The 17,770-nt window shown below is 43.4% G+C and carries 14 protein-coding genes; 2 read left to right on the plus strand and 12 right to left on the minus strand.

The annotated features are described in order from the left end of the window. Positions 1-64: 64 nt before the first annotated feature. The 8 genes from ABID99_RS16075 to mgrA form a co-directional block, all read right to left on the minus strand. On the minus strand, positions 65-499 hold the full coding sequence (locus tag ABID99_RS16075; protein ID WP_090524079.1) for a CBS domain-containing protein: 435 nt from the start codon (positions 497-499) through the stop codon (positions 65-67). A 537-nt stretch (positions 500-1,036) separates the two neighbouring features. Continuing rightward, positions 1,037-2,524 carry an arabinan endo-1,5-alpha-L-arabinosidase gene (locus ABID99_RS16080; protein ID WP_217633091.1) on the minus strand — a complete coding sequence of 496 codons (1,488 nt, stop codon included), beginning with the start codon at positions 2,522-2,524 and terminating at the stop codon, positions 1,037-1,039. Between the two features lie 170 nt (positions 2,525-2,694). Then, entirely contained in the window at positions 2,695-4,251 is a 1,557-nt protein-coding gene (locus tag ABID99_RS16085) for a RagB/SusD family nutrient uptake outer membrane protein (RefSeq protein ID WP_090524070.1), read from the minus strand. Between the two features lie 28 nt (positions 4,252-4,279). Further along, positions 4,280-6,610: a SusC/RagA family TonB-linked outer membrane protein gene (locus ABID99_RS16090; protein WP_373614342.1), complete on the minus strand. Its 2,331-nt coding sequence runs from the start codon at positions 6,608-6,610 to the stop codon at positions 4,280-4,282. Then, positions 6,564-7,628, minus strand: coding sequence for a carboxypeptidase-like regulatory domain-containing protein (locus tag ABID99_RS16095; protein ID WP_373614343.1), 1,065 nt, complete (start codon positions 7,626-7,628; stop codon positions 6,564-6,566). Before ABID99_RS16095 ends, ABID99_RS16090 begins: the two co-directional genes overlap by 47 nt. Positions 7,629-7,788: 160 nt before the next feature. Next, positions 7,789-8,871, minus strand: a complete 1,083-nt coding sequence (locus tag ABID99_RS16100; RefSeq protein WP_373614345.1) for a FecR family protein — start codon at positions 8,869-8,871, stop codon at positions 7,789-7,791. A 55-nt stretch (positions 8,872-8,926) separates the two neighbouring features. Continuing rightward, positions 8,927-9,520 carry an RNA polymerase sigma-70 factor gene (locus tag ABID99_RS16105; protein WP_354481528.1) on the minus strand — a complete coding sequence of 198 codons (594 nt, stop codon included), beginning with the start codon at positions 9,518-9,520 and terminating at the stop codon, positions 8,927-8,929. Between the two features lie 462 nt (positions 9,521-9,982). Then, positions 9,983-10,981: an L-glyceraldehyde 3-phosphate reductase gene (gene mgrA / locus ABID99_RS16110; RefSeq protein ID WP_373614346.1), complete on the minus strand. Its 999-nt coding sequence runs from the start codon at positions 10,979-10,981 to the stop codon at positions 9,983-9,985. 135 nt (positions 10,982-11,116) lie between these two features. Here mgrA and ABID99_RS16115 point away from each other — a divergent pair, with 135 nt between their 5' ends. Continuing rightward, positions 11,117-11,695, plus strand: coding sequence for a Crp/Fnr family transcriptional regulator (locus tag ABID99_RS16115; RefSeq protein ID WP_373614347.1), 579 nt, complete (start codon positions 11,117-11,119; stop codon positions 11,693-11,695). Between the two features lie 142 nt (positions 11,696-11,837). On the opposite strand, the gene ABID99_RS16120 is transcribed toward ABID99_RS16115, so the two are convergent. The 4 genes from ABID99_RS16120 to ABID99_RS16135 form a co-directional block, all read right to left on the minus strand. Continuing rightward, complete coding sequence (locus tag ABID99_RS16120; RefSeq protein ID WP_373614348.1) at positions 11,838-12,707, minus strand: hypothetical protein; 870 nt, start codon at positions 12,705-12,707, stop codon at positions 11,838-11,840. 159 nt (positions 12,708-12,866) lie between these two features. Further along, positions 12,867-14,459 carry a M56 family metallopeptidase gene (locus ABID99_RS16125; RefSeq protein ID WP_373614349.1) on the minus strand — a complete coding sequence of 531 codons (1,593 nt, stop codon included), beginning with the start codon at positions 14,457-14,459 and terminating at the stop codon, positions 12,867-12,869. A 15-nt stretch (positions 14,460-14,474) separates the two neighbouring features. Further along, positions 14,475-14,876 (minus strand): BlaI/MecI/CopY family transcriptional regulator, encoded by a 402-nt coding sequence (locus tag ABID99_RS16130; RefSeq protein WP_090524054.1) that lies wholly within the window; start codon positions 14,874-14,876, stop codon positions 14,475-14,477. A 129-nt stretch (positions 14,877-15,005) separates the two neighbouring features. Further along, positions 15,006-15,842, minus strand: coding sequence for a phosphatase PAP2 family protein (locus tag ABID99_RS16135; RefSeq protein WP_373614350.1), 837 nt, complete (start codon positions 15,840-15,842; stop codon positions 15,006-15,008). 232 nt (positions 15,843-16,074) lie between these two features. Between ABID99_RS16135 and ABID99_RS16140 the strand changes: the two genes are divergently transcribed. Beyond that, positions 16,075-17,754 (plus strand): beta-xylosidase, encoded by a 1,680-nt coding sequence (locus ABID99_RS16140; protein WP_373614351.1) that lies wholly within the window; start codon positions 16,075-16,077, stop codon positions 17,752-17,754. Positions 17,755-17,770: the final 16 nt, after the last annotated feature.

Consider the following 17,770-nt stretch of genomic DNA (forward strand, 5'->3'; position numbering starts at 1 on the left):
TGATTAATTTATGCAAAAACAAATCTCCTGTTAACCATTATCAGCAATCCAAAAGCATTTTTGCTTATGTTGACTGGATATAGCTATGCAACTGCTCAATGGTTTCCCTTTGCGAATGGATAGTTTCGTACACCACATCACTCATTGAAATAATACCGCATAGCTGATCGGCCACATCAAACACCGGTAAATACCTGATATTATTTTCGCTCATGATCAGCATGCATTCATCAACTGATGATTCGGGGGTGATCCTCGGGAAATTGGTACTTATGATCTCGCCGGCGGTGGTTTCGTCGGAGTGTTTACCCATTAAAATGATTTTACGGGAGTAATCTCTCTCTGTCATCAGGCCCATATACCTGCCATTTTCGGTTACCACTACCGAGCCGATGTTTTTTTCGGCCATCAGTTTCAACACGTTAAACACGGTGGTATCGGCAGGTACTGCAGTAACGTTGTTCCCCTTACGGGCCAGGATATGCTTTACACTTTTCATAAATACTCAGGTTAATTTGGTAAATTCAAGATACGAATAAGTAACAGAAAAACAATGGATTGTGGAAAACAAAATCTATTCAGGCTAAAAAAACCGTTCGGCCATGCAGTTAAACCAATCCTTATATTGTAACAAAACGGGCGTCCCAATTTTTTGATTCCCGAAAAAAAATTAAAGAAGCGCCAGCTGTCTTTTTTGCAGAAAAATAAATGTTCCATTTTTTGAGTCTGAAACGCAGGACAGCATAAAAATGAAACAAATTGATAATCAAACAATTAACCCATTCAGTAAAACACATTCAACTAACTGATAGTCAGTAAATAAAACTAATAAGAATAAAACAATACGTATTTTACAGAAGATTTGACGCCATGTTTATTCAACTTGTTTTTTTGTTTTTATCGTAATTTTTTGAATAAGTTACCCCAATAATAAAAGGCGCTGACAAAATAGCTTCACCAACAATCTCAATTTATTTTATTAAAAAAGCCCCCCGATAATTAAACCGAAGGGCTACCAACCTATATAAAAACAAACCTATTGTTTTCTCTTTCCCCAAATGGCAGTGCCATGGTTATCTAACCCGGTAAATATCAGGGTTGATGTTATTTTATTTTCCCAGTCGCGCTCACGTTCAACTTTTAGTTTGTAAGTATCGCCGTTGCTGTATTTAAGCTCAAGCCACGGAGCGGTAAATGTCCATTTATCAGCAGCGTTACCATCAATAGTACCGGCAGCATCCAGTTTAAAGGTTGTTGAAACCTGGAAATCCGGATTGGTTTGCTCGGTACCATAACCCGGTACAACATGATAATTCAGCGTAATTTTTTCATAGGTCCCTGCCACATCGGTTGCAGCTATAGTTGTTTGAGCAACATTGGCATATCGCTCAGGCGATACTATTGGCCAGCCGTCGGTTGTCCATGATATTTTACGAACGTGCAGGTCCATAAAGTAGGAGTTAATACCCGGCCTGCCCTGGTGCGCCATGTAATATTGCCCGCTACCGTTGTCAAACACTGCACAATGCCCTGTGCCCTGCCAGCCGCTTTGGTTGCTGAACTGGTATGGCGCAAGGATCATGGGGCCATGATCCTCATCGGTATTGATGTCATGCCCGTTATAATCATAAAACGGACCGGTCGGGCTATCGCCCCGCCCCACCCTAACATTATACTTGGTTTGCAGCCAGTCATAACTGATAAACAGGAAATACTTTTTCAGATCGGGGTTGTAGATCACTTCCGCGCCTTCAATATTGCCATTGTATTTGCCGCCGGTGAAACCCCGGTTGGCAATGCGCTTGCCCTTATCGCCCGAATTGGCCGCCAAACCGGTTGAAGGGTCAAGTTTAAGGATATAGATGCCGTCCCATGCCGAGCCGTAGTACATATACTGCTCGCCGGTGGTTGTAGTTATTACGGTTGGGTCGATAGCGTTTGTTTGGATACTGGCATCATTGGCTGATGTTACAACGAGGCCTTTCTCCGTCCAGGGGCCGTCAGGCGATGAAGCCGTCGCCATACCGATAACACTCAGGCGTGCTACAGGCGATGAAAGCGAATAATACAATCTGTACTCTGAACCCACCTTCATTACATAAGGTGCCCATAAGGCGTTGTAAGGCGTACCGCCTTTACCCGCAATATAGGCAGATCCCTGCGCCGGCAATGACGAAAATACCCAACCCACATACTCCCACTGCACCAAATCCTTCGACCTGCGGATTTGCAAGCCCGGCCTTACATCAGTACCAAAAGCCACATCGGTACTGTAGCAATAATAATAATCACCAAACTTTTTAATGGATGGGTCATGCACGTTATACACTGTCCACTTAGGATAATAGGTAAATGCCGCAATATCCGCATAAGTATCACTGATACTGTTGATATCAAACGCTGTTGTTACCGGTGGAGTTGTGGTAGTATCCGTTTTAGTTGGCGCAGGTGTCTCCTTTTTTGAGCAAGAAAACAGCATTGTTGCCAGTGCGGTTATTAAGTATAGATTTTTCGCTGTATTCATCGTCTTAGTCATCTCTTTCACTTAATTTTTTAATTCCCTCCCGCGGGAGGGGTGTGGTGGACTGTGAAGTGGCAGGGAGGGGTTTATACAAGCAGTATATTTGCCATGATTCATAAACCCCTTCCTCCTCCTTCCCCAGGGAAGGAATCGCACCTCCCCCGCTCTTTTTTCTAATACCCTGTATTTTGTACCAAACCAACATTGGTTTGCACCTCACTAAGCGGTATCGGCAAATACTCCTTACCTGCGGTGTAGGTATTAAATTCCGGGTCGCGGGACTTTAGCCAGGCCAGTTTAGCTGCATCCTGTAACCAGCCCCAGCGACGGATATCATCAAAACGGTGACCCTCCAACGAAAATTCAAGGAAACGTTCGTGACCTATCTGATCGCGCATCTCAGCCTGGCTCATGCCCGGTTTTACCGTAGCTAAGTTTGGCAAACCAACACGGCTGCGTACCCGCTGGATGTATTGATAAGCATCATTTGTTTGGCCCAATTCGTTTAAACACTCAGCGTACATCAGCAGTACATCAGCATAACGCATCAATCTTTCGTTGATACCTGATCTCCAGTCATACTCATCGGCCTGGCCGCTGTCGCCGTTTTCATACTTATGGCAAAACAGGGCATTTAATGAGGAACTGCCGGCGTATCGTGCGGCAAAATCCTGGTTATATAATTTTTCGCCGGGTTTGTTGTAATACATGGTTACATCCAAACGGGGATCAACACCGCCGCTGGTTGTTTTTTCCTGCAGATATTCATTGTATAATGCAGGCGTTGGCTGCACATCTGTAAAACCAAAACTTGCCGCGCCAAAGGTGATGGCACGGGCAGATGTACGGCCCCATCCTGATGACGGATCGCCTCCCCAGCCCAGATCAGTACCTCCGGCATCCCTTGAAAACTGAACTTCAAAAATTGATTCGGAGTTATTTTCATTATTGGCAAAAAAGTTATCGTAGTAATTAGGCACAAGGCTATAAGTACCCATATCAATAACTGATTTGAACTCGGCAGCCGCCTCGGCATATTTCTTTGTAAACAGGTAGGTTTTCCCCAGAAACGCTGCTGCAGCTCCCCTGGTAGCGCGACCTATCTGTCCATCGGGCGATAAGCCGCTGTAAGTTGTTGGCAGCATGCCTTCGGCAGCTTTAAAATCGCTGATCACCTGTGCCCAAACTACATCCTGGGGCTGTTGTTTTTGGAAATAATCGGCACTTGAGCCGGCAGGAACCAACGGCATAGGCACGTTTTTATAAAAATCGGCCAGGTGAAAATAGTACAGGCCACGCAGAAAATAGGCCTGACCCAATACACGTTTTTTTAGTTCGGCATCCATATTAATGGCGGGTACATATTTCAGCACTTCGTTTGCGCGTAAAATACCCTGGTAATAGGCTGTCCATGAAAACAGTACGCCCGCGCCACTGCTTTGCATATTGAACTTACCCATGTTATAGATCTGGTCCCATGGACTGTAGCTTGTAGCATCATCGCCCCTGGTGTTTTCCACTATCGGCGAAAAACGCATGTATGAACCATCAATAATTAAACTGCCATATACCGCATTTATCCCTTTTACAGCATCATCAGAAGTTTGCCAAAACGTTTGGGTTGTTTGCGCGTTAGGGTTTACAGTATTTAAATCACTTTTTTTACACCCCATTGCAAAAGCCGACAGTACTAAACCAGTAACTATGGCCTTTTTAAATATATTTTTCATTATACTAATGTTTAATGTTTATCAATAATTATAAGCCTATCTGTAAACCAACCAGCAAAGTGCGCGGATTAGGGAACGAACCATAATCAAAACCGCGGTTAATTGTACCATCATTAATAAAATCAGGATCGTAACCTTTGTATTTGGTTATTGTGTAAAGATTTTGCCCTGACAAATAGACCCTTACGCTCCTGAATATGTGTGTGCGGTTTAATAAAGCAGCAGGCAACGTATAACCTAATTGTGCAGTTTGCAGGCGGGCATATGAGGCACTTTGAATGAACCTATCCGAATTGCGACCATTCGCGTTCGGATCGCCGATAATTGGCCTTGGCACATTAGTATTGGTATTGGATGGTGTCCAGTAATTTAATTCATCAGTACTTTGATTGCCATACTGACCGGTCATTAAAGCCTGATAAACACCATTGGCAATTTTGCTGCCGTAATTACCCTGTATAAATATTGACGCATCAATGTTTTTATAGTTGGCGCTAAAATTGAATCCATAGTAAAGTTTTGGAATTGCAGAGCCCAGATAAACACGGTCATCATCATTGATAATACCGTTATGGTCGGTATCAACAAACTTAACATCGCCGGGAGCGGCACCTGTTTGAGTAGCATGGGCGGCCACTTCGGCAGCATTTTTAAAAATGCCTTCGGTTTTAAAAGCATATAGCTCACCAACTTCGCCGCCTACTGCTGTTTTGCTGTACGCACCATATATCGGGTTACCGCCATTGCCTAATGATGTCACCTTATTCTTAACGGTTGAAGCATTTGCGCTAATGGTGTAATTGAACGGACCGGTATCCCTGCTGCGATAAGTTACCGTAAACTCGATACCTTTATTGGTAAAAGAGGCAGCATTAACCAGCGGCGTATTAATTGCCCCTACCGAAGGCGGAATAGGCACCCCTAACAATACACCGGTAATTTTATTGATATAATATTCTGATGAAAATGCAAGCTGGTCATGAAACAAGCTTAAATCAAGGCCGATGTTGGTTGTTTTTTTACCTTCCCATTTATTGGTTTGGTCAAACACCTGGGTTTGGGTTGTTCCTGTAGCAAGTGTATTACCAAACACATAGCTTGCATTTCCATTTACAATGGTTTGGTAAGGATATGGATTAGATAAAGCGTTTATGTTACCCAATATTCCGTACCCGGCTTTAAGTTTTAACTGCGTAATAGCCTCTGGCAGGTGTATAAATTTTTCTTTATTGATGTTCCAACCGATTGATGCTCCCGGAAAATTCCCATAACGATGCTGTTGAGTAAGTTGGGAGCTACCGTCTCGCCTATAGTTAAAGGTTAACAGATACCTGTCATCATAATTGTAATTGATACGTGCAAATATCGGCGAATAAAATTTGGTAATAAAGCTGTTGCTGTAAGCTGTTTTATTAGCCGGGTTACTTACGTTGTCAAGTGAGAATAAATAAGGCTGGGGCAAGTTTAATGCTACACCTGTTAAATTGCTGGTAGCATTTTTCTGATACGCGGTACCTGCCAAAATCTCAAAATTATGCTTTTTAACATTCAGTTTATAGCTCAGCGTGTTTTCTATCAATTGGGTATAATAGTTGCCCCTGGCATCACTGTAGTAAGCAGTTGTATTAGGATAAAACCAGCCCAAATCATAAATAGGATCAAAATAAGTGTTTCTAAAATCGTTGCGATCGTAACTTCCGCTGATGCGGTATTTTAGGTTCTTAAGTATATCTACCTCCATCCAGGCCGATGCCATCATACGGTTACGCTGGCCTGTGCTGTTCAATAAATTATTGACACCTATAATATTGAGCGAGATAGCCCTTTGCGTATTTTGATCAACGCCCCCGTAGCCGCCAACGCGGTTAGGATCGTAAATAGGCATGGTTGGGATAGCGGTAACCAGGTCAACTATCTGGTTACCTGTACCGTGCAGGTGCGGATATGCGAGGTTGTTATAATCACCTTCGGTATAGGCAAACTTTGTACCGAAGGATACGATACCTTTTTTGCCCTGGATATTACCGCTCAGGTTATAACGGGTATATGAAGGGCCTGATACGGTTGTACCGGTTTGGTTAAAATAATCAAAAGCAACGTTATAGCTCATATTATCATTACCGCCTGATAAACCAAGGTCATGGCTTTGCGTATAGCCGGTTCTGAAACCTGACTTTTGCCAGTCGGTATTTACATTACTAATAAATTTGCTCGATGATGGGTCATTACCCGGCGCTAAAGATAAACCCGCGTTGGTTTCAGCGGCATTGACAATTTTCTGGTAACCTACCCTATCAGTAACGGATAACGTTTTAGGGTTTTTCTGAAAGCCTGCATAACCGTTGTAGTTGATCTTCATCGGACCATTTTTGCCCCGTTTGGTGGTGATGATAACTACACCCATTAGCACCACGAAACCCATAAATTGCGCCCGCAGATGCATCTTTAATCACTTGCAAACTTTCAATATCAGTATTCGGGAAGTCAAAAGGCTCAAATGTTGGCACACCGTCAATTATAAACAACGGGTTATTGCTATTTAATGAGCTTACACCGCGGATACGGATAGAAACGCCTTCGCCTGGCACACCCGAACCATTTACCTGTACACCCGCAACCTGGCCTTGTAAAGCCCTGGCAACATCAGGTGTTACACGTTTATTGGCGTCTTTAAGATTTACCACAGCAACCGAACCTGTAAGGTTTTCCTTTTTTTGAGTGCCATAACCAACCACAATTACTTCGTTTAAAGAATTGGATGCTGCTTTTAACTGTACATTGATCAACGAGTTGCCGGTAACTGTTATTTCCTGCGAGACATAGCCAACAAACGAAAATACAAGCACTACACCACCTGTATTATTATCGGGAATATTTAAGGTATAACGCCCCTGCAAATCGGTTTGGGCGCTAACATTGGTGCCCTTTACCTTCACGGTAACACCAGGCATGGGCAGGTCGGCCTCGTCGGTCACTTTACCACTCACTGTGCCCGGGGCCATTGCCTTGCCCTTTTCTGTAAGTATAACCAGGTTATTATCACCCAGTGTATAACTCAGGTTGGTATTGCTAAGTACAATTTTCATCACCTCTTCAAGCGATGCATCTTTTGTATTTAAACTGGCGGGCATATCGTTTTTCAACAACATATCGTCGTTATACAAAAAGCGATAGTCAGACTTTTTTTCGATTTCCTTTAACGCCTTTTTCAGGGGCATGTTTTGGAAATTAACGTTGATGCGGGTCTGACCATATCCCTTTGAAAACGCCTGCAACGAGGAGGCGAGTACCAGGATACAGATAAATTTAAACATAAGAAGTACTTTCAAAAATTGGTTCAGCCGCAATGGGTTAATGCGGTGTGCATTTTTTTTCATAATTTAGCATTAAGGTTACTTTAACTATTTGGTTTATAGAAGGACTGGTAGTTAATTTGTACCACATTATAATGGGGGGATGCGGGAACATCTTCCCATTTTTTATGGTTTCAGATTTGATACTTATTTACGCATAGGCTCTTTCATAAAGGTTTATTAATTAATAAATTACAATTTGGTTAGTGTCAATTTTATAATGAAAAGCCGCCGTTTTCTGCAGGCTCAATAAAGCCTTATTAATCGATTCTTTTTCAAACTTACCGGTAAAGCGCAGCTTTTTTATATCCTCATTTTCAAAAACGATGTTCACATTATATCTGCGCTCCATTTTTTGGGCGATATTTTCAAAGTCTTCAGCGTCAAAGGCCAGTTTATTTTCAAGCCATAAGGCTTCTGATGGCAAAGTGTCCTTTTTGGCCTGGTGGATACGGCTCAGTGCTATAAGCGGAGTTTCTTCAGCTATCTTATACGCTGGGGTATTACTTTTAAGTTGTAGTTCCTGGTTGTTGATTACCGTAATTTTTTCTGATGGGTTAAGGATGATCTTTTTTTCGGGATTTTTTAAAACGGTAAGTTCAATTTTTCCGCGAATGAGTGCGGCTTCGGATGTTTTATCATTATTGTATGAACGCACATTGAATTTAGTACCTAACACCCTGATGCTGATGGTTGTGGTAGTAACTACAAAAGGGTGCTGCGGATCTTTAACTACATCAAAAAAGGCTTCACCTACCAGGGATACTTTTCTTTCCTCGGTACCAAAATCATTATTATAAGTAAGCTTGCTGCCCATATTGAGCCAAACACGGCTGCCATCGGGCAATTGAATTTTACTGATCCCGTTTTTAGGAGCAGTTATTTCGTTGGACTTTCCCGGCACCATGGTTTCTTTACGGGTAAACCAGAAAACACCCAACATTAAACAGGCCGCGGCCAGCAATGAGCCCAGTTTAATGATCCTGGCTTTTTTCTTTTTGGTTTGAACAGCGATAACCTGCGCAGCCTCTTCAGCTTCCTTTTCTTCAACAGCATCAAGTTCGGCGTCAAAAGCAGCCCACTTGCTTAGCAGTTTTTCATCCTCGGCAATTTGCTGATCATTTTTCCAGATTTCCTCCAGCTCATCCATCGGGTACATAACGGTATCCCCCTGTTGCTGTAACAGTTGCTCAAGTTCAAGTAACTCTTCGGGCGAAGCTTCACCATTTAACTTTTTACCAATAAGTATCCAGATGTTATTAATCATTATTTACGGCTCTATATATAAAGACTGTAAATAATCGGGATACCCCAGTGTAGAATTAAATATTTTTTGAAATTTTTTCGGGGCTAACTGTGCCAGGCAATTTTTGGGCATCCTTTAGCCCCAGCACAAGCGTTTTCAGGGCGTTGCCCATGTGGTACTCAACAGTTTTTATGGAGATATCGAGTAAATCGGCTACTTCACGATATTTCAGGTCGTCTTCCTTTATCAACTTAAAAACAAGGCGGCATTGATCGGATAGTTTGCTCAATGTAGTATTGATCAGTTTGGTAAGGTCCTCGCAAACCAGTTTGTCCTCCCCTGTTGCGCTTGAATCGGCAACATCTGCATGCACATCATCAATATTCACACTTTTAAGCTGATTTTTGGCAAGACAGGTAAGCGATTTGTTTTTAACCGATGTGTAGCAGTAATAAGTAAAGTTATTGATTTCAGGCAGCGAGGCACGGCGTGTCCACAGATTCATAAAAACGTCGTTGGTGATCTCTTCAGCCAGTTCATCCTGTTTAACCAGCGATTTTGCGAGGCTAAACAATTTACCATAGTAAAATAAGTACAGCCTTTTAAAGGAAGCCCTGCTGCTGTTTAAAGCAATGTCATTAAGCAAGTACCTAATCTCGGTGTCCAGCATCTCCTTATCGGTTGTAATTACTTATATCAAAACCCGGTACGGGTTAAGTATGGTTTAAATTAATATAATTGGCTTCATTAAAGCGAGGTTATCACGCTAATGAAAATCTAAGGTATAATATTTATTTTAATTGTTCAAAAAACAATTAAAATATTTTTAGTAAAAAATCAAATACCCAAAAAACACCCTCCTAAATTATTCTACAAAAGATAACTAACGGAAGCATCTGTTAAGAATTCAACTTTAAAATTAGTTAATCTTCTCGCTCTTTCAAGGCATATTAACCTATAAATAAAGTGTCATTTAAACAATAATTAATATAAAGCCGGAATAGATTTTGCAAAAACTTACAACAAAAAAGCCCCGGCTTTCGGCGGGGCCTGCGTTTTTTAGCTATAAGTCTTTAGTCAGGCTTTTCTTTTCTGTACTTTTAACTGAAGACTTAAGGCTCAGAACTTGACACTAATACGCCAATATATTATTGATCAACTTCAACTCCTCATCGCTAAATGAAATATTGGCTAAACAACCGATAGAATCAGTTACCTGTTCGGGCTTGCTTGCACCAATCAATACCGAGGTAATGCGTTTATCTTTCAAAATCCATGATAATGCCATTTGCGCCAGGTTTTGACCACGCTGCAATGCAATTTCATTCAGCTTTGCTGCTTTGGCTATATTTTGTTCGGTTATAGCATCTTCATCAATAGCACCATTACCACGATGAGCTGCAGCCCGCGAGCCTTCGGGGATACCTTTCAGGTATTTATTGGTTAATAAACCCTGGGCCAGTGGCGAAAATGGAATACAGCCAACACCTTTATCTTCCAGCACATCAAGCAAACCACCTTCAACCCACCTGTCGAACATGGAATATTTAGGCTGATGGATGAGGCAAGGTGTACCAAGTTCTTTCAACACCGCGATGGCTTTTTCTGTTTCAGAAGCGCTATAGCTTGAGATCCCAACATATAAAGCTTTGCCCTGGCGTACTATCAGATCCAACGCGCCCATAGTTTCTTCGATGGGAGTTTCAGGGTCAGGACGGTGATGATAGAAAATATCTACATAATCAAGCCCCATACGTTTAAGGCTTTGATCTAAACTGGCTGCCAAATATTTTTTTGAGCCCCAGTCGCCATACGGGCCTTCCCACATACCCCATCCGGCTTTGCTTGAAATGATAAGCTCGTCGCGGTAGTTTTTAAAATCATCTTTAAAAATACGGCCAAAACTTTCCTCGGCCGAGCCCGGCGGCGGGCCATAGTTGTTGGCCAGGTCAAAATGGGTGATGCCTTTATCAAAGGCTAAACGTAAAATGCTACGGGCATTCTCAAGGCTGTCGATACCGCCGAAGTTATGCCATAAGCCAAGCGATACTGCCGGCAGTTTTAAACCACTGTTACCGCAACGGCGGTACTCCATATCCTGGTAACGGTTTTGATTGGGTAGATAGGTCATATTTGATTAATAAAAATTATAAGAGGCAAAATTGACTTATCTATCCTAAAAATCCATTGAACTGGAACAAGAAATGAAATTATTTAGCGCCCCGATGTTTGCGGGTATAACCCTAACCGCGCTTATATTTGAGCCATGTTTCAAAACATCAATAATTACGCGGCACGGTCAGTTAGTTTAACTGCAGAGGAAACAGCCCTTTTCAATGAGATATTGGAATACAGAAAAGTTCCTAAAAAGACCCGCCTGCTCCAGGCTGGTGACGTTTGTAATTTTGAAGCGTACATAAACAAAGGCTGCATCCGCGAATACATCATTGATGAGAACGGCGCACAAGTAACCCTGCAATTTGCCATTGAAGACTGGTGGGTAAGCGACCTGGCCAGCTTCCAGGATCAAGGCCCTGCCCACATGAATATTGAAACATTGGAAGATTGCGAACTGCTCATCCTCACCCGCGACTCAAAAGAAAAGCTGCTTAACGAAGTTCCCAAACTGGAACGCATGTTCAGGCTCATGCTGCAAAGGCATCTTACCGTAGTTCAAAAACGGTTATTTAAAACCATGGCAACCACCGCTATGGAAAAATACCTGGAGTTTATTAATCGCTACCCTGGCATTCCGCAAAGGGTGCCACAGCATTATATAGCCTCGTATTTGGGGATCTCGCCCGAGTTTTTGAGTAAATTGAGGGCGAGGAATTTGAAAAAGTAACTGGCGAGCTGACCTTAGCTTTACTCTTTAATACTTTAACTCACGCATTTAATATATAAAAGCGTCATTGCTTTGTACCTCCCAGCAATGACGCCCTTAGTTTGCCTTTAACAATTTTAAAGTTATAGCATCTGCATTATACTTAATTCCTATGAATATGCAAGCCGTTAAACTGCCGTTTGCCATTTTCATAACTGGTATTGCCTTGGGCAAAGCGCGGATATTTTGCACTGTATTTCTTAAATACGCTCTCAGGTTGCTTCACTCCGTTAACGATTAGTTCCTCGCCGTTAAATGAAAGCTCATGCAAAGCTTCCGCATTGGGAATAATATGATCAGCTACCAAATCACCTGTCATCTGTTTTAGCAGCCGTTGATCTTCGGCGGCGCGTTCCTGATCTTTTTTGGCCTGAATCTGATCTAAGTGCGCCTGTTCCTGGTCGTGTTTAGCTTGTACCTGATCTCGGCTGGCCTGTTCCTGATCGCGTTTGGCTTGCTCCTGATCGCGTTTGGCCTGAACCTGGTCTTTGGATGCTTGTTCTTGGTCACGCTTAGCTTGTTGCTGGTCGCGCTCGGCTTCTTCCTGTTCAACTTTTGCTTGTCGCTGATCACGTTCTGCCTGCTCCTGGTCGCGTTTAGCCTGCTGCTGATCTCTACCGGCCTGCTCCTGATCACGTTTAGCCTGCGCCTGATCCTTTTTTGCCTGGATCCTGTCCTTCCTGATCTGCTCGCGGATAGCTGCTATAACCGTATTGTATTCGTTCCATTGGGTTGATGGGATAATCTCACCGTCGACTGCCAGGGCCACCAGCTTGTTGTTCGCCAGCTCCATTTGGTAGGTTTTACCCTTCCAGTTAGTTTGGATGCGTTCGCGCCCCTTACCATCAAAAGTATCGTAATTGTTATAGGCGTTGAAGGCCGTTTTTTTTCCCGGCTTCTGTGCATTTGCTGCAGTTGTTAATGCCGTTGCCGCAATCAACAACAGCGCGCTTGTTAAATAATTGGTTTTCATTTTTCTGTCGATTTAAAAGTTTAAAATTTGGGCAATAGATTTTCCTTCCGCCCAGGGGCAGGTTAAAAATTGATTGTTAATATGACTAATTACTGCATAGTCCGGCCGATAAAACGGGGTGCACTCCTGCTTTACGAATCAAATAAGAAATGTACCTCCTTAATTCTGAACGCTTACTTTGCTTTTTATAGGTTCTGTTTTGGGTTTACTTACCTGTGCCTGGTCACGGCGCGCCTGCTCCTGATCGCGCTTAGCTTGTACCTGGTCCCTTTCGGCCTGTTCCTGGTCAAGTTTAGCCTGCGCCTGATCCCGCATGGCTTGTTCCTGATCACGTTTAGCCTGCTCCTGGTCGCGACGAGCCTGGTCCTGATCTACTTTGGCATGTTCCTGATCCCGGCGGGCCTGTTCCTGCCCGCGGTTATATTCGGTTTTATCGGCCGAAACTTGTTGGCTTTCTTTTTCGGCCTGTTGTTTTGCGAGCTTCGCATCAGCTTCAAGCTGCTCCTGCGGAGAACGCGGCTCAGTATTAGCTATAATCACATTTTCATTTGCAGCAACAGGCTTCTGAGCTACTGCAATGTTTCTGCGCTTTGGGTGTTTTGGTTTATCGACAGATTTAACGGGTGCAACCGGCTGTACACCTGCAGATGGTGTGATATGCCGCTCCTGTTTATACACATAAGTTTTATCATTACCGGGATTATTAACTTGCCGGATCTGCGCGATAGTCGCCGTAGCTATTATTGCCGAAAGGATAACAACACCACTTATCAAAAATACTTTATCACCCTGGCTTACCGTTTTGTTTTTATTACCAAGGATACGGCTTACCCTTTGCAACAACTGGTTCTTTTTACCAGGAAATGCAACCGCATAATTTGCACCGTAAAGCGAATGTTCTTTAAAGCTGATCAATGCCTGTATAAAATCGCGTTTGTTTTTTGTTTGGGCGAGGGCGATATCATCACAGCAGTTTTCCCGCTCATCCCGAAGCAGGGACGAGATCCACAATAAGCCGGGATTAAAGAAAAATACGGTTTCGGCAATGGTTTGTAAAAAGTTAACGAAATAATCATGCCTGCGAATGTGCGCCAGTTCGTGCAGCAGTACAGCTTCCACCTGTTCGGGCGGCAGCCCTGCCAATAAACCCGCCGGGATCAGGATTACCGGTTTCAGGTGCCCGATAACCATGGGTATTTTCACATAACCCGATTCAAGCAGTTTAACCGCCTGCTTCAGCTGCAGCTTTTTGCAAAGCAGTTCCACTCTGTTTTTCCAATATCCAACAGGTTCGGATACCTGCCTGTGTTTGGCATTATGGATAAACATGAGCCCGCGCATCATCCGTACCGACCGAAACAGGAAAAACACAAACCACAGCAGCACAACCATTGGCGCGTTGGCTGTAAAATAACCGATACAGGTACTGGCAAAAACTCGGATCCCATCAGCATTAAGGCTCAATAAAGCTGATGCCCTGCCGCCCATCGCATCACCAAACTGTACCATATTTTGCTGCGGCTGCTTGTTCCATTCCCAAACAAAAGTGAACAGGCAGGCCCCAACAAATAATAAAAACTGTACAAGTACCAGGTTGTACCTTACTGCCGCGCTTGCTTTTTTGGTGAAGAACATCACCGCCGCGCTGATAACCGCCAGCAACATCCCTTGCCATAGCGAATGGATCAGCATCCAGCTAAAAGCCTGTATCAGGCTGTGGGAAATGGTGTTGGTGTTAAGGAGCAGGTACATATCTGTAAAGTTTAATTATTGATCGTCCATTTTTTTGAGCAGCTCTTTTATTTTTCTGAGTTCTTCGGCCGATGTTTTGTCGTTACCCAACAGGGCTACCATCAAATCGCTCGGCGAACCATTATACATCGAATCAACAAAGCGCCCAAGCATGTTCCCTTTCACTTTGTCTTCTTCAACTGCGGCGCTGTAAATGTGCTTCATATTGGTTTCGTCACGTTCAAGCATCCCCTTCTCTTTCATTACCTGCATCAGCTTAAGGGTACTGGTGTAAATTACCGCTTCCTTTTGTTCATTAAGCTTATCATGCACAAACCTCACCGTCGACGGGCCATGCTGCCACAACACCCGCAAAACGTCCATTTCTGTTTTGGTTGGCGTTAAATCAGCAGTAATATCCTTTTTAAACAAACTCATAAACCAAAGGTACGTATCAAAAACGTACGTTGCAATAGCTAAGTTATTTTTTATTAAAAAAAAACTCTAAAACAAAACAACCACCCTAATACTAAGGTGGTTGTACATTATAAATATAAGATCAGTCGTTTAAAAACTCTTGGCGAAAGTTAATCCAACCCTTCCGTCCTGGTAAGTTGGCAACAATAAGGAGTTGTTGTTTTTTCCTTTCTCATTCCCCCCACGGAATATGCCATTACGGATAAGCGGGTACAGGTAATAAGCCGCTTTTGTTGATAAGATCCCAAAACCGGCTCCTGCTATGATGTCGCTAAACCAATGCTTGTTGTTATATACACGCAAAATAGCAGTGGTAGTTGCAAATGCATAGCCTACCCCACCGTATATGGGCGAGCGGTCGCCGTACTCCTGGGCCATAAACTCGGCAGAAACAAAAGCGTTACCGGTATGGCCTGAAGGGAACGAAAACTTATCAGAGCCATCGGGCCGCTCACGGTGGGTAACACGTTTTAAGCCAAAAGTGGTACCGGCAAATATGGCTTCGGAAAGCACGAGCAGCATGGTACGGTCGATAAATGTATTTTTACCATGAACACCAGCCAGGTTAAGCGCATAAACAGACACGATAGGCGCGTATTGCATGTAGTTATCAACCTTAGTGTGAAAATCAGGATGATCCTTGTTCATGTCATTTCGTACACGATAATCGATATTACGTATAAATCCTACTTTTAAGGATAGCAGGCCATAAGTAATAAAAGCCGCCGGCGGTATGTATGATGGAAACTTACTTTGAAGGTGTTTAACCGTATCGGGCAATGTCAGGATATTCCTTGCAGAGTCTTTCTGCAGGGAATCCTTCTTTACGGCAACTTTTTGTAATGTATCCTTAACTTGGGCATAAACAGGCAGCGAAGATGAAGCCGCCAATAGCATCGAAATAAAATAAAACCTAAACTTTTGCAAAGAATCCCCCTTATTAAGCGCTGGTAAGCACAATTATACAATTTAATTCTGTAGAATTTCTGAAGCGCGTAAACAATAAATTAACACGCTGTTAACGTAAATAATATTCAATATGTTGTATGTGATTTAAAATTGATTGAAAGGCCAGCCCCTTATTTTAATTGTTCTTTTTACAATAAATAAAATTACCTATGTTTGATCTGTACTCCTTATAAATCACCAAACTACCTGAATGAAGACCATCAAACTTATCTCCTTCCTTTTATTATTTATCAGCGGCCGTATTTTTGCCCAGAACCAGGCCAATATCGCCATCAGCCTAAATGATAAAATTGGCGATATGTACCCCTTTTGGGCATGGTTTGGTCACGACGAGCCTAACTATACCTACATGAAGGATGGCCGTAAACTATTGTCGGAGTTGGCCGCTTTGAGCCCGGTACCGGTACGCATGCGTGTGCACAACCTGCTTACCACCGGCGATGGTACAGCCGCGTTAAAGTGGGGATCAACCAATGCCTATACTGAGGATGCCAGCGGCAAACCTATTTATAACTGGCACCTGGTTGACAGCATATTTGACACTTACGTTAAACTGGGTATGAAACCTTATGCCCAGATAGGTTTTATGCCCGAGGCCTTGTCAACCCACCCCAAACCTTATCGCCATTACTGGAAACCCGGCGATAACTATGATGATGTTTATACCGGCTGGGCTTATCCTCCCAAAGATTACAATAAATGGGAAGAGCTTATTTATCAATGGGTAAAGCATTGTGTACAGCGCTACGGCCAGGCCGAGGTTGAAAGCTGGTACTGGGAAGTGTGGAACGAACCAAACATAGGCTACTGGAAAGGTACTATGAAAGAGTTCTTTAAACTGTACGATTATGCCGCCCATGGTGTAAAACGCGCCCTCCCTACCGCGCACGTGGGCGGACCGGAAGTTGCAGGTGGCTCAAGCCCCGGCGGAATGAAATTCCTGAACGCATTTATCAAACATTGTATTGCTGATACCAATTACGCAACAGGCAAAATAGGTTCGCCTATTGATGTGATCTCTTTCCATGCCAAAGGGCAGCCTACGCTGATCAATGGCCGGGTGCGCATGAACATGGCCCCGCAGATCCGCGATATCAGGGAAGGCTTTAAAATTGTAGCATCTCACCCCGAAACTAAAAACACGCCCATAGTAATAGGCGAATCGGACCCTGAAGGCTGCGCGGCCTGCGGTATGGCTACCAACCCTTCAAATGCTTACCGTAATGGCACTATGTATTCGAGCTATACGGCAGCTTCCATAGCCCGCGAATACCAACTGGCCGACTCATTAGGTGTAAACTTTATGGGCTCGGTATCATGGTCGTTCGAGTTTGAAAATCAGCCCTGGTTTTATGGCTTTCGCGATTTGGCCACCAACGGAGTTGATAAACCGGTAATTAACGTTTTCCGGATGTTGGGCATGATGAAAGGCAAACGCCTGAAAGTAACCGGCGACCAGATGTATTCGCTTAAAACCGTAGCTGATTCAAGCATCAGGGGAAATAATACAGATATCGGTGCCTTGGCAGCAGCAGATAAAAAAGAAATGACCGTATTGCTGTGGAACTACCATGATGATGACCTGCACGATGCGGGAAAAACCGTAAAGATCAGGATAGAACACCTGCCACCAACCTTCGTTAAACTTACCCAATACCGCATTGATGACGAACACAGCAATGCTTATGAGGTATGGAAAAAGATGGGTTCACCGCAAAAACCTACAGCTGCGCAAATTAAGGAACTTGAAAAAGCAGGGCAATTACAACAGTTTGGCAAACAGGTTACGCTGCAGGCTAAATCAGGGCTGGCAGGTGCCACCGTATTGTTACCAAGGCAAGGGGTGGCTCTTTTAAAGTTTAGCTGGTAAGCAAACAGCATCTATC

This window comes from Mucilaginibacter sp. OAE612 (genome assembly GCF_041806395.1).
In the GTDB taxonomy this organism is placed as follows: domain Bacteria; phylum Bacteroidota; class Bacteroidia; order Sphingobacteriales; family Sphingobacteriaceae; genus Mucilaginibacter; species Mucilaginibacter rubeus.